Below are 13,096 nucleotides of genomic sequence, written 5' to 3' on the forward strand. Positions count from 1 at the left end.
TTTTTTTTGCCTGCGAGTATCTGCCACCGCGGCAATGACATTGGCGTGGTTCAAGCAGTACGGGGATGACGTGACGGGAGCCGACACGGAAAAGGCCTTCGAACAACTGGTCAGGACTAGACACATTCCAGATGCATTTCCGAGCGGCGAATTATGATGGGGTGCTGGATGCCGGGACTGCGGCAGCGCTGGCGGCAAGGTACTTCCGCGGGTCAGTCGAGGCCAACTGAGGCAAACCCGCCACGGGGCTTGCCCCTATAGCGCTTATTGGAAACACCGCGAAACCTTGCAGGAGCTGGCTTGCCGGCGATGGCGGTCGATTAGACACTGCAAGGCCCACGGAGCTCATCGCCGGCAAGCGGGCGCCGACAATGCTTGTGTCGAGTCAAGAATTTACATACCCCTCAATCCTGTGGGAGCGGTGCTTGCCCGCGAAGCTTTTGCTTCCGACGGCCTCAAGGGCCTCTCCCACAGGTGCCGCGTTGTGCCAGGCAGCGCCGTTATTCAGGCCATGTACTTCTGCAGATTCGCCATCATTTCCCGCAGGGCTTCGGGTGTGTCCTGCGGATGCACCGCACCTTCGAAATCGCAGATCTGCTTCCAGCTGGCCGCCACATCTTCCACGGAAAAACCATTGTGCGGGTCGAAGCCGGCGCCCAGGCTACGCTCCCAGCGGGTCTTGCCGATCCAGCCACCACCGACTTCGAACAGGCCGGAAGTTTCATCGCACTGTTCACTGCCGAGGAACACCACCAGCGGGCTGATCAGCTCCGGCTTGAGCAACTCGAAGACCTGCGGCGGAATCAGGCCTTCGGTCATGCGCGTGCCGCCCGTCGGGGCAATGGCGTTGACCAGAATATTATTCTTGCGGCCCTCGATGGCCAGGGTCCGGGTCAGGCCATACAGGCCGAGCTTGGCCATGCCGTAGTTGGACTGGCCGAAATTGCCGTAGATGCCGGAAGTCGACGCGGTGAAGATCACCCGGCCGTAATTCTGCTCACGCATATGCGGCCAGGCCGCGTGGGTGACTTTGTAGGCACCTTCGACATGCACCCGGTAAACCAGGTCCCAGTCGGCATCCTCCATTTTCAGGAAGGTCTTGTCCCGCAGGATCCCGGCATTGTTCACCACCACGTCGATACGACCGAAGGCATCCAGGGCGTTCTGCACGATCTTGTCGCCATCGGTGACCGAGTCATGGTTGGCCACGGCGGTACCGCCGGCCTCGCGGATCTCGGCCACGACCTTGTCCGCCGCCGAGGCATTGGCGCCTTCGCCATGGGCCGAGCCGCCGAGGTCGTTGACCACCACTTTCGCGCCATGCCGGGCGAACAGCAGTGCATGGGCACACCCCAGGCCGCCGCCGGCTCCGGTGACGATCACCACTTTATCTTCGAAGCGTACAGACTCACTCATACAGGACTCCAGCCAGGACCGATGGAAATAGACGCCGAGTGTCGGACACCCGGCCTTTGGTCACAATAAAGTCGGCCAGGGCTGAATGGTACGCGATAAGGCAGCAGGATAGTCCGGCCCTGACCGCGACCCTCACGGTTGACACCCGCTCCCCGGGACAATCCCGGAGAGTGATCTCAGAGCCTGAACCCAGGGTCTTCCTTGTCCAGCTTGCGCAACAGTGCCGGCCAGGCCAGCGCCCCGCCCATGCCCTGGGCGCTGCGGGTCACCGCGGCGACCATGGCCTTGGCCCCGGCGAGTATTTGCGGCTCGATGGCGATCAGTGGCGCCGCGCCATTTTGCGCCAACACCTGAATATCGCAGGCACGCTGGAAGGTGAACATCATCAGGAAGGTGTCGGCGATGGTCGAACCACAAGTGAGCAAGCCGTGGTTATGCAGCATCAGAAAGTTGTGTTCGCCAAGGTCGGCCTGCAACCGCGCCTTCTCCTCATGGTTGAGGGCGACCCCTTCGTAGGCGTGATAGGCCAGGCTCGAGAGCACGAACAGCGATTGCTGGCTGATGGGCAGCACGCCCTGTTGCTGCGCCGAGACCGCGACACCGGCCGCGGTGTGGGTGTGCAGCACGCACGTTACGTCGTGCCGCACTTCATGAATGGCGCTGTGGATGGTGTAGCCGGCCGGGTTGATCTCGTAGGGGCTGTCCAGCAACTTGTTGCCGGCCTGGTCGACCTTGACCAGGCTCGAGGCGGAGATCTCGTGAAACATCAACCCGTAGGGGTTGATCAGGAAATCCTCGGTGCCCGGCACCTTGGCCGAGATATGGGTGAAGATCAGGTCGTCCCAGCCGTGCATCGCCACCAGGCGATAACAGGCCGCCAGGTCAACGCGGGTCTGCCATTCGGCGGCGCTGACTTGGCTCTTCACATCCGGTGCGGCGGTAACAGGGGCTGCGTTCACGGCACTGACCTCGGTGGTTTGCGGTTTTTATTCTAGTACCGACCAGTCTAGAGCAGCCCGCTGCCGCAACGGAGTTGCCTTGCCAGCCAGCTTGATGACTCAGCGGGTCAGCGAGGTCGTCGCAGACGAAATCAGATCACTGCCGCCAACAAGGGTGCGGCAAACAGGTTCAGCAGGCCGGTCAAGACCATCACCAGTCCCGCCACCGAGCCTTCTTCGCCGCCCACTTCCCGGGCGCGACTGACCCCGGCACCGTGCGCCCCCACACCGAACAACGCTCCGCGGGCCAAACTGCTGCGCAGCGGCAACCATTTGAGCAACAGGCCGCCGAGAAATGCTCCGAACACCCCGGTGACCATCACGAATACCGCGGTCAGCTCCGGCACGCCGCCGAGGTCCTGCGCCAGCGGCATGGCAAAGGGTGTGGTGATCGAGCGCGGCACCAGCGACAGCGCCAGGCTGTTATCCAGCGACAGCGCCCTGGCCAACCCGTAGGAAGTGCCGATAGATGCCGCGCTGCCGGCGAGCATCCCCAGCAGCAATGCCGGGCCATGGCGCATCAGCATCTGCCGCTGCTGCCAGATCGGCACCGCGAAGGCCACGGTAACCGGTCCCAGGATCAGCATCAGCCAGTGGGTATCGCGCGAATATTCGGCGTACGCGGTGTGCAACGGCACCGCCACCACTAGCAAGACGAACGGCACCAGGATCAGCGGCGACAGCAGGTAGCGGCCGGTGCGGCCGTACACCCAGCGGCTGAACACATAGGCCAGCAGGGTCAGACCCAGCCAGAACAGGGACATCCACTCAAGCTTCACGACGGGCACTCCAGCGACAGACGAATTCGACGGTAAAGGCGGTCGCGAGCATCACCGCCAAGGTGCTGACCCCGATCACCAGCAGGATCCGCCAGCCGTCCTGGCGCACCATCGCGCCGTAGTCCAGCAGACTCATCAAGGCCGGGATAAAGAACAGCAACATCTCCGCCATCAGCAGCCCGGCCCCCAGTTGCAGGGTGGCGGGCTTGACCCAGCCGGTGGCGAAAGCCAGTAACAGCAACGCCAGGCCGATCACCCCGCCGGGAATCGGCCAGTGGCTCCAGGCGGCGAACAGCGTGCCCAGCTGATAGAGCCCCAGCAATACCGCCAGCTCGGCGAGCAGGCGGCAGGATTTTTTCAGCAACAGACGGTTCATCGGGTTCAGTCCTCTCAGGAACTCGATTTTAAAGTTGTCGCTACCATCCCAAAAGCGAATTGTTAGACTGGCAGCCATTCCACTTTGGAATCAGGCTATGGAATTCAAGCAACTGCGCAGCTTTATCGAAGTAGTCCGCCAAGGTGGTTTCACCCAGGCGGCAAAAACCCTGCATATCAGCCAGTCGGCGGTGAGCAAGCAGGTCGCCCAGCTCGAACACGACCTCGGCACGCCGTTGCTCGATCGCCACGGCTCGCGGGTCCTGCTGACGGCGGCGGGCGGCGTGGTGCTGCAACGGGCCGAAGAAATGCTGCGCCTGCGCGACGGGCTGCTCAGCGAACTGGATGACCTGAGCCACCTGGCTCGCGGTGAACTGCGCCTGGGCTTGCCGCAGCTGGGCGGCGATACCCTGTTCGCCAGCCTCTTCGCCGAGTACCGGCGGCGTTACCCGAATATCAGCATTCACCTGCTCGAAGGCGGCAGCCTGAATATCGAGCCGGCGGTGCTGAGCGGCGAACTGGAGCTGGGCGGCAGCCTCAGGCCGAGCGACCCGGTGTTCGACTACCAGCCGTTTTGCGATGAGCCGCTGGATGTGTTGCTGGCGAGCGATCATCCGCTGGCCGAGGAAGGCTCCATCCGCCTGGAACAATTGGCCGATACGCCGTTCCTGCTGTACCAGCGCAGTTTCGTGCTCAATCACCGGTTGATGGAGGCTTGTCGGCAGGCCGGCTTCACCCCGAGGGAAAGCGGGCGCAGCGGCCAGGCGGACTTCCTCGCCGCGCTGGTGGCCGCCGGGCAGGGCGTGGCGCTGCTGCCCAGCGTGGTCGCGCGTTCGCTGATACGGCCCGGCGTGGTGCGCCTGACCTTGAGCTCACCGACTGACCTGCGTTGGGACATCGCCTTTATCTGGCGTCGAGGTGCCTACCTGTCGAAGGCCGCCCAAGCCTGGCTGGCGCTGTTGCGCGAGCGGCCGGTCATCAGTCGATACAACACGGCCTCGTAGGAGCCGGCTTGCTGGCAGGCCCTAGCGCAACGCGCCGATGTACTCGGCCAGCCACGGTTCGGCGTCGGTTTCCGGAGTCACGCTTTCGCTGGCATCCAGACGCAGCATGTCCCGGACTTCCCGCACACCCAGCTCGGCAAACAGCTCACGCATCAGTTCACCGCCGCCGCAGAAGGTGTCGCCGTAGCTGGAGTCGCCAAGGGCGATCACTCCACCCGGCAAGCCACGCCAGGCCGCCGGCAGTTGGTCGCGGATGGCGTTGTACAGCGGCTGGAGATTGTCCGGCAGCTCCCCCATGCCCGTGGTGGCGGTCACGGCCAGGAAGGCCTCCGGGGCAAAGGCCTGGACATCGGCCAGGGTCGCCCGCGGGTTGTGCCAGGCTTGAAAACCGGCCTCGCGAAGGATTTTTTCAGCGTGGCGGGCAACTTCTTCGGCGGTGCCGTAGACCGAGCCGGAAAGAATGGCGACTTTCATCAATCTGATCCTGATGCTTGATAAAAAACCCAGGATACCAGCAGATGAGAGACTTTCTCACAAAACCCGCCACTCACCGCAAGCAAAGGGGATGGATTATTCAAGATGATGTTTTAGACTTCGACACATTCGTCAATGGACTGCGAGCGCTCTGAAACATGATAAATCCCAAACTGTTGCAACTGGTGATTGACGCGTCGAACGACGGTATCGTGGTCGCCGAACAGGAAGGCGAAGACCATATCCTGATCTACGCCAACCCGGCATTCGAGCGCCTGACCGGCTATACCAACGAAGAAATTCTCTACCAGGACTGTCGCTTCCTGCAGTCGGGCGATCGCGACCAGCCGGCACTGGAGCTGATCCGCCAAGCCCTGCACACGCGCAAGCCGTGCCGACAGATCCTGCGTAACTACCGCAAGGACGGCAGCCATTTCTGGAACGAGCTGTCGCTGTCCCCGGTGTTCAACGAAAGCGACCAACTGACCTACTTCATCGGCGTGCAAAAAGACGTGACGGTCCAGGTCAAGGCGCAACAGCGGGTGGCCCAACTGGAAGCGCAACTGGCCGAAGTCCAGGCCGAGCTGGATGCGCTCAAGGCAGCAGGCGGCAAACCGCGATAACCCGGGTACAGTCCCTCCGGCCGGCGAAGGAGGACGCCTGATCGTCGATCAGGTGTCGAGCCGCCCCGCCAGCAATTGCTGCAAACGCCGACGCATCAGCCGGCCGTCATTGCCCAGGCAACCGATACTCGAACCTTCCAGGCGCTCCTGCAACAACTCTGAGACATCCCCGGCCAACATCACCGCGCAGTCCACCGACAACGCCAGGCGGTTGAGCCGGCGTGGCAGATCCGTCGTCGGCGAACGGTTGGAATACAGCACCAATGCCTCCGGCCGGACCTTTTCACAGACCAGGGTCAGTTCATCGAAGGGCTGGCCGACCGCCAGGACACTGACGGCGTGATCGCCGTCGCCCAGCAACAGACCGGCCACCAGCAATTCGAGTTCACGGCATTGATCCGGTAAAGCGGCGAGCACGATGCGTTGGGAGGGTAACCCGCGGAACAGGTGCAGGCGCTGCAGGACCCGCGCGCGCAGGAACGCATCAAGAAACAACCACTCGCTGGCCTGGCCAAACTCACCACTCTGCAACTGCAGGCGCTGCCACAGCGGCAAGAGGATATTCTGGAACACCACGGTCAGCGGATAACTGGAAAATACCTGCCCATAGAGACGCTCGAGAGCCGGCTCGTCGAAAGCGCTGACCGCCGCGCGCAATTGCGTCTGCCAGTCGTCCCATTCCGTCTGGACAATCGATTGCGCCGCAGTGCCGGACGGGGTGTGGATGGGCGCGGCCTGGACCGCGGTCTTCGCCAGGATCTTGCCCACTTTGCTCACCGCCACGCCGCGCTCGATCCAGCCCATGATGGTGCGGACCGTCTCGATATCGCTCATGGCATAGAGCCGATGCCCACTTTCGGTGCGGGTCGGCTGGATCAGACCATAACGTCGCTCCCATGCCCGCAGAGTGACCGGGTTGACGCCGGTCAGGCGTGAGACTTCGCGAATGGGAAACAACTCTTCCTGTTTCAGCGCCCGCAACAGCGGCGCGGCAGGTTCAAGTTCGGTCATGACGGGCATCTGTCACACATTTATGGGTAGGATTTAGCAGATATTCTAGCCCACTGGATCCAACTCTCTGCAAATCATACGCAATTCGACTCACTGGCTTGGTGCATTTCCCGGGAACAGGGAATAATTCTTGCCTGTCCAAACGCGCAGCCCACCACCCCGGCGCTGCGTTGTGCATCGGCCCTACCCGGGCGGGATGCTTGTCTTACGGAGATACATGATGTCTACCTCACCCGTCACCATGATGGTTGCCCGGCGCGTTGCCGATGGCCGCTACCAGGACATACTCGCCTGGCTGCACGAAGGCGAATTGCTCGCCACCGACTTCCCCGGTTACCTTGGCTCCGGCGTGCTCGCCCCGCCGCCCGGAGACAACGAATTCCAGATGATTTTCCGCTTCAGCGATGCCACGACCCTGGCCGCCTGGGAGCACTCCGCCTCACGCAAGGCCTGGCTGGCACGCGGCAGCGACCTGTTCGCCGGGCCACAGGAGCGGCGGGTCAGCGGCATCGACGGCTGGTTCGGCGCCGCGGGCCAACGGCCGCCGCGCTGGAAACAGGCGGTGGCGATCTGGCTGGCGTTCTTTCCGGTGTCGCTGCTGTTCAACTTCGGCCTGGGGCCGCTGCTGGCCGAACTGAGCCTGGCGCCACGGGTACTGGTCAGCACCCTGGTGCTGACACCGCTGATGGTCTACTTCTTCATTCCGTTGTCGACCCATCTGCTGGCGGGCTGGTTGCACAGCACCCCAGCCAAGGCGCCGGCGGGCGACACCACCCCTGCCAGGCATTGAAACATCACCCTCCTGCGGGCTTTGGGTGAAACACCGGCTCCGACAATAAACGCGTTGATCACAATAACGTATCGAAGAGCAGGATTGGCGGCGTTCACAAGACCCCACTCTCATTGACAGGTCGGTGCAACAGCGTCACCCGCCACTCGCAACAGTTGTACAAGCCCAGTGGCTGGTATAGTTTTGACTTCAACGTCCACCGACGCCTCTCCACCGCTTGCCACGAGCCTTCGATGCCACCGTCTTGTGCCCCAATCCTGATTACTGGCGCCGGCCAGCGTGTCGGCCTGCATTGCGCAGAGCGGCTGCTGGCCGACGGCTACCCGGTGATCTTCAGTTATCGCAGCGAGCGTCCAGGCGTCCAGGCCCTGCGCGACCTGGGCGCCACGGCGCTGTTCGCCGATTTCTCCAGCGAAGCCGGGATCCTGGCCTTTATCGAAACGCTGAAGCAACACACCGACTGCCTGCGGGCGATCGTCCACAATGCCTCGGCCTGGCTGGCGGAAACCACCGGTAACGAAGCCGTGGCCTTTACCCAGATGTTCAGCCTGCACATGCTCGCGCCCTATCTGATCAACCTGCATTGTGCCGAGTTGCTGGAGCGCTCGCCCATGGCCGACATCGTGCACATCAGCGACGACGTGACCCGCAAGGGCAGCAGCCAACATATCGCCTACTGCGCCAGCAAGGCCGGCCTGGACAGCCTGACCCTGTCCTTCGCGGCCCGCTACGCGCCACGGATCAAGGTCAACGGCATCGCCCCGGCCCTGCTGATGTTCAACCCCGACGACGACGCGGCGTACCGCGCCAGGACCCTGGCCAAATCGGCCCTGGGTATCGAACCCGGAGCCGGGGTGGTCTACCAGAGCCTGCGCTACCTGCTGGACAACCCCTATGTCACCGGCACAACCTTGACCGTCAACGGCGGCCGGCACCTTAAATAAGCCGCCCCGCGAGGAACCCTTTCCATGAGTGTCACACTGCCCGAGCATTACCGCGAGATCCTTCTGGGGCTGGGCGAAAACCCCGACCGCGAGGGCCTACTGGACACCCCGAAACGGGCCGCCAAGGCCATGCAATACCTGTGTCACGGTTATGCCCAGAGCCTCGACGAAGTGGTCAACGGTGCGCTGTTCGCCTCCGACAATGACGAGATGGTCATCGTCAAGGACATCGAGTTGTACTCGCTGTGCGAACACCACCTGCTACCCTTCATCGGCAAGGCCCATGTCGCCTACATGCCCACCGGCAAGGTCCTCGGGCTGTCGAAGATCGCCCGGATCGTCGACATGTTCGCCCGCCGCCTGCAGATCCAGGAAAACCTCACCCGGCAAATCGCCGACGCCATCGAGCAGGTGACCCAGGCCGCCGGCGTGGCGGTGGTGATCGAAGCCCAGCACATGTGCATGATGATGCGCGGCGTGGAAAAACAGAATTCGACCATGAACACCTCGGTGATGCTCGGCGCCCTGCGCGACTCGAGCAGCACCCGCATGGAGTTCCTGCAACTGATTGGACGGAGCAAGTAGCAATGCCACAACTTCAACCCGGCATGGCACGCATTCGGGTCAAGGACCTGTGCCTGCGTACCTTTATCGGCATCAACGAGGACGAGATCCTCAACAAGCAGGATGTGCGGATCAACCTGACCATCCTCTATGCGGCCCAGGAAGCGGTCCGCGACAACGACATCGATCACGCCCTGAACTACCGCACCATCACCAAGGCGATCATCCAGCATGTGGAGGGCAACCGCTTTGCCCTGCTCGAACGCCTGACCCAGGAATTGCTGGACCTGGTGATGAGCAACGAAGCCGTTCTGTATGCCGAGGTCGAGGTCGACAAGCCCCACGCCTTGCGCTTTGCCGAGTCGGTATCGATTACGCTCGCGGCGAGCCGTTGAGCCACTGAGGCGTCTGGCGTTCACCGCGCCAGGCTCTTATCATCGAGCCCTACTTCACCTGAACAGAGCCCATCATGACCGAGCAAGAACGCCTCGAACTCGAAGCCGCCGCCTTTCGCCGGCTGGTCGCCCACCTGGACAGCCGCAAGGATGTGCAGAACATCGACCTGATGAACCTCGCCGGGTTCTGCCGCAACTGCTTGTCCAAGTGGTACAAGGCCGAAGCCGATGAGCGCGGGGTCGAGGTCAGCCTCGACGACGCCCGTGAAGTGGTCTACGGAATGCCCTATGCCGAGTGGAAAGCCCAATACCAGCAAGAGGCCAGCGCCGAACAACAGGCGGCGTTCGCCAAAGGAAAACCCCAATGATTAGGCGCTTGCTCAGTGCTAACAACAGGCTAGCTTTGCGAACAAGGAATTAAAAAGCTCAACACAGTCCTGGCCAAGTACTGGTCGTGCGCTGTACGACTTCTTCAGCTTCCTCCAGGCACATGACCTCGATTGGCGCGACGATCTGATCGATGCCGAACCAATTCTTCGTCGCTACCCCAGCAAAGTATGAAGCTGTTGGTGCAATTCACCGGAGCTCAACTTCATCTCATCAATGAAGGCCGTAGCGACTGATGTCTGTGGCCGATACAGCGGTGTGATGAGGTTGACGGAAAATGGTATCGAAATCGAAAACCGCCGCAAGCACACACCCAGATCGGCAAAACTCAAGGCCGTCAGTGGGTTGATGATGCCGACCCCGACGTTTTGCTGAACGAAGAAGCAGACGGCCGCTGCGCTGTGGGTTTCTATGACCGTGCGACATTTGACCTGGGCGTCGGCAAGTATCTTGTCGAGGATGATCCGGTATGGGTCCTGACCCGACAGGCTGACCATGTTGATACCGGCCATATCCAGAGGCGTAATCACCTTTTTGCCGCACAGCGGATGACTGGATGGCAGCACGCACACTTCATCGCCTGTAAAAATGCTTTCACATCGAGTACCAGGCGGCGTTTCGCTGTTTTCAGTCAGCCCGAAATCATGCCGTTGGGCGGTCATCCACTCCTCGAGCAGCGGGGACTCCTGCGGGGTGATGTTGATGTTCACTTCCGGGAACGCCTCGATGAACCGACCACACACATAAGGCAACAGGCTCTGCGAAAAGGCAGGTAAGCATGCGATCGTCAGACTGCTCTGGAAGTTCTTGATCGATTGTGCCGCATTGTGAATGCGTTCGAGCCCGTAATAGGAGGTTTTCACTTCCTCAAACAAGCTCAGCCCCTGAGTGGTTGGCTGCAAGCGCGCTTGTGTTCGTTCAAACAGTTTGAGCCCTAGGACATGCTCGAATCGAGCGATTTCACGGCTGACGGTCGGCTGTGAGGTTTTGAGCAATGCCGCCGCCTTGGTCACGCTGCCGGTGGTCATGATCGCCCAGAATATTTCGACTTGCCTGAAACTGAATTTCACTCTATCCCCCAAGGCAGATACAGCCTGAATCCATTGAAAAGCGCCGGCGAGCATAGCATGCGGGGCCGTTTCAACCTTGTTCAAGGTATATCAGAAATGAAAGACAGCTAAAAAGAAATGATATTTTGAATGTGGTGGCCATGTAATTACACTGGCCCGATAAATAAACCTCTACCACTCTGCTCCCTTCAGATGTGCGCTCGGGTGCCTGTTATTCAGCGGCGCCGATAGGGTCATCGAGAGCCTGCGGGGGTGAGCAAGGGGCGGATCAAGTTTGCCAATGGATTAACTGGAATCGACCCATGTGAGGGGTCAGCTTATGGACATGCATGATTTGATCGGCATTGGTTTTGGTCCTTCGCATATTGGCTTGGCGGTCTCGCTTTATGAAGATTATAAAGAAGAGACCGAAGGCAAAAAAATCACGTTTTTTGAAGCCAAGAACAAACATGGCTGGCACCAGCCGATGATGTTACCCAGTGCCAAGCTGCAAATTTCTTTTATGAAAGATCTTGGTTTTTTGCGCAACCTGAAAAGTCATTTCACATTTGTGAATTATTTGCATGAGCATCGCCGACTGGGTTCTTTCGCCAACCTGCGGGACTCAACCCAGCCGCAAGGAATTTGATGATTACCTGCGTTGGGTGGCCGGCCACTTCAATCATGTGACACGTTATTCATCATGGGTTCAATCGGTTCTACCGGTCAAAGAAGATGATCAGGTCGTCGCTCTTGATGTCACCGTCAATGACACGCTGACGGGCAACATACAGGTCGTCAGGACACAAAACCTCGCCATCGCTATTGGCGGTGAACCGGCAATGCCGGTGGCGTGCGCCAGCCCAAACGTCTTCCATTCCTCGCAGTTGCTGGAAAAGCTGCCGGAATACGATGAAAGCAAACGCTATCGTGAACGGGTGCCTCACTTTGAACAACATCAACGATTCACTGATCAACCAACTGGCGCACGAGTTCGGCACGCCATTCTGGCTGTATGACGCCGACTCCATCCGTCGCCGGACCGCGCAGCTGCGCGCATTCGACGTGATTCGCTATGCGCAGAAAGCCAACCCGAACATTCAGATACTCAAGTTGATGAAAAGTCTGGGCGCCATGGTCGATGCGGTGTCACTGGGCGAAATTGAACGAGCCCACAGAGCCGGATTTCGCAACGATGAGGGTCACGCCCAAATCGTTTACACCTGTGATGTCCTGGACGAAGCGACGCTACAGCGGGTGATCGAACTGAACATTCCGCTCAACGCCGGCTCACCGCAAATGCTGGAGCAACTGGGCAAGGCGAGTCCCGGGCATAAAGTCTGGTTGCGGATAAACCCGGGATTCGGTCACGGCCATAGCCGCAAAACCAATACCGGGGGCCAAAGCAGCAAGCACGGCAACTGGCATGAAAACCTGGATGAATGCTACCAACTGATCGAAACCTACGGTCTGGAGTTGGTGGGGCTGCACATGCACATCGGCTCCGGCGTCGATTACGAGCATCTGCAACGTGTCTGCGCGAGTATGGTCGAGCAGGTGCTGCGTTGCCCATTCGATATTTCGGCGATCTCGGCGGGGGGCGGATTGCCGATCGCCTATCGCGACGATGACCCGCAGATCGACATCGACGAGTACTTCCGGATCTGGGATCTGGCGCGTCGCCAGATTGAAGAACATCTAGGGCATTCGGTGATGCTGGAGATCGAACCGGGGCGCCTTCTGGTCGCTGAATCCGGGTGCCTGGTGGCTCAGGTCAGGGCCAAAAAGGATGTCGGGACGAATCATTTCGTGCTGGTGAACTCCGGTTTCAACGATCTGCTACGACCGGCCATGTATGGCAGTTTTCACCAGATCAGCGCACTTCAGAAAGTCCCTGTGCCTGATCGGGGGTTGTGGCGCAATACCGTGGTGGCGGGTTCGTTGTGCGAGGCTGGCGATGTGTTCACTCAGCAGAGCAACGGCGAAATCGATCACCAATGGCTGCCGGATCTGCAGGTGGATGATTTGCTGGTTTTCCATGATTGCGGCGCCTACGGTGCAAGCATGTCATCCAATTACAACACCCGACCGTTAATCCCGGAGTTACTGCTGGATGGCGACTCGGTCAGGGTTATTCGTCGTCGTCAGACTTTCGACGAGTTACTTTCGCTGGAAACGATTTAAACCAATAAGAACGGATCAAGGGTGCAGACACACGTCTGCATTCGAGGATTCGTGTACCCGCCGATCAGCATTTTGCACGTTGGGGAGACAAGCATGGAAGTCG

At 60.3% G+C, this 13,096-nt stretch carries 15 protein-coding genes and 1 pseudogene; 9 read left to right on the forward strand and 7 right to left on the reverse strand.

All coding sequences use genetic code 11. The annotated features are described in order from the left end of the window. Positions 1-504 precede the first annotated feature (504 nt). From M5B99_RS28800 to M5B99_RS28815, 4 genes are all read right to left on the reverse strand, one after another. The gene (locus M5B99_RS28800; protein WP_248807324.1) at positions 505-1,416 is read right to left on the reverse strand and encodes an SDR family oxidoreductase; all 912 of its coding nucleotides are present in this window, start codon (positions 1,414-1,416) and stop codon (positions 505-507) included. 176 nt (positions 1,417-1,592) lie between these two features. Beyond that, the gene (locus M5B99_RS28805) at positions 1,593-2,375 is read right to left on the reverse strand and encodes a class II aldolase/adducin family protein (protein ID WP_248807325.1); all 783 of its coding nucleotides are present in this window, start codon (positions 2,373-2,375) and stop codon (positions 1,593-1,595) included. Positions 2,376-2,506: 131 nt separating this feature from the next. Then, entirely contained in the window at positions 2,507-3,193 is a 687-nt protein-coding gene (locus tag M5B99_RS28810; protein ID WP_248807326.1) for an LrgB family protein, read from the reverse strand. Continuing rightward, a complete protein-coding gene (locus tag M5B99_RS28815; RefSeq protein WP_248807327.1) occupies positions 3,183-3,569 on the reverse strand; it encodes a CidA/LrgA family protein in 387 nt (128 codons plus the stop codon). Before M5B99_RS28815 ends, M5B99_RS28810 begins: the two co-directional genes overlap by 11 nt. Positions 3,570-3,666: 97 nt before the next feature. Between M5B99_RS28815 and M5B99_RS28820 the strand changes: the two genes are divergently transcribed. Further along, a complete protein-coding gene (locus tag M5B99_RS28820; RefSeq protein WP_248807328.1) occupies positions 3,667-4,572 on the forward strand; it encodes a LysR family transcriptional regulator in 906 nt (301 codons plus the stop codon). A 21-nt stretch (positions 4,573-4,593) separates the two neighbouring features. Here the strand turns inward: M5B99_RS28820 and M5B99_RS28825 are convergent, their stop codons facing one another. After that, positions 4,594-5,046 (reverse strand): flavodoxin, encoded by a 453-nt coding sequence (locus M5B99_RS28825; RefSeq protein WP_248807329.1) that lies wholly within the window; start codon positions 5,044-5,046, stop codon positions 4,594-4,596. A gap of 158 nt (positions 5,047-5,204) precedes the next feature. On the opposite strand from M5B99_RS28825, the gene M5B99_RS28830 reads away from it, so the two are divergent. Then, positions 5,205-5,669: a PAS domain-containing protein gene (locus M5B99_RS28830; RefSeq protein ID WP_248807330.1), complete on the forward strand. Its 465-nt coding sequence runs from the start codon at positions 5,205-5,207 to the stop codon at positions 5,667-5,669. A gap of 48 nt (positions 5,670-5,717) precedes the next feature. On the opposite strand, the gene M5B99_RS28835 is transcribed toward M5B99_RS28830, so the two are convergent. After that, positions 5,718-6,689: a MerR family transcriptional regulator gene (locus M5B99_RS28835; protein ID WP_248807331.1), complete on the reverse strand. Its 972-nt coding sequence runs from the start codon at positions 6,687-6,689 to the stop codon at positions 5,718-5,720. 211 nt (positions 6,690-6,900) lie between these two features. Here M5B99_RS28835 and M5B99_RS28840 point away from each other — a divergent pair, with 211 nt between their 5' ends. The 5 genes from M5B99_RS28840 (at position 6,901) to M5B99_RS28860 (ending at position 9,741) form a co-directional block, all read left to right on the forward strand. Beyond that, positions 6,901-7,470: an antibiotic biosynthesis monooxygenase gene (locus M5B99_RS28840; protein ID WP_248807332.1), complete on the forward strand. Its 570-nt coding sequence runs from the start codon at positions 6,901-6,903 to the stop codon at positions 7,468-7,470. Positions 7,471-7,703: 233 nt separating this feature from the next. Further along, a complete protein-coding gene (folM, locus tag M5B99_RS28845) occupies positions 7,704-8,414 on the forward strand; it encodes a dihydromonapterin reductase (RefSeq protein WP_248807333.1) in 711 nt (236 codons plus the stop codon). Between the two features lie 24 nt (positions 8,415-8,438). Then, entirely contained in the window at positions 8,439-8,999 is a 561-nt protein-coding gene (gene folE, locus M5B99_RS28850) for a GTP cyclohydrolase I FolE (RefSeq protein WP_248807334.1), read from the forward strand. A 2-nt stretch (positions 9,000-9,001) separates the two neighbouring features. After that, positions 9,002-9,373 carry a dihydroneopterin triphosphate 2'-epimerase gene (folX, locus tag M5B99_RS28855; RefSeq protein WP_103496557.1) on the forward strand — a complete coding sequence of 124 codons (372 nt, stop codon included), beginning with the start codon at positions 9,002-9,004 and terminating at the stop codon, positions 9,371-9,373. 74 nt (positions 9,374-9,447) lie between these two features. Then, on the forward strand, positions 9,448-9,741 hold the full coding sequence (locus M5B99_RS28860) for a DUF1244 domain-containing protein (protein WP_248807335.1): 294 nt from the start codon (positions 9,448-9,450) through the stop codon (positions 9,739-9,741). A gap of 174 nt (positions 9,742-9,915) precedes the next feature. On the opposite strand, the gene M5B99_RS28865 is transcribed toward M5B99_RS28860, so the two are convergent. Beyond that, positions 9,916-10,914, reverse strand: a complete 999-nt coding sequence (locus tag M5B99_RS28865) for a LysR family transcriptional regulator (protein WP_248807336.1) — start codon at positions 10,912-10,914, stop codon at positions 9,916-9,918. Between the two features lie 241 nt (positions 10,915-11,155). On the opposite strand from M5B99_RS28865, the pseudogene M5B99_RS30365 reads away from it, so the two are divergent. Together M5B99_RS30365 and lysA are read left to right on the forward strand one after the other, a co-directional pair. Further along, positions 11,156-11,828: pseudogene (locus M5B99_RS30365) on the forward strand (SidA/IucD/PvdA family monooxygenase). Then, entirely contained in the window at positions 11,758-12,993 is a 1,236-nt protein-coding gene (gene lysA / locus M5B99_RS28880; RefSeq protein ID WP_248807339.1) for a diaminopimelate decarboxylase, read from the forward strand. Before M5B99_RS30365 ends, lysA begins: the two are co-directional and overlap by 71 nt. The last annotated feature ends 103 nt before the right edge of the window (positions 12,994-13,096 follow it).

The organism is Pseudomonas sp. MWU13-2100 (genome assembly GCF_023242365.1).
Lineage (GTDB): Bacteria > Pseudomonadota > Gammaproteobacteria > Pseudomonadales > Pseudomonadaceae > Aquipseudomonas.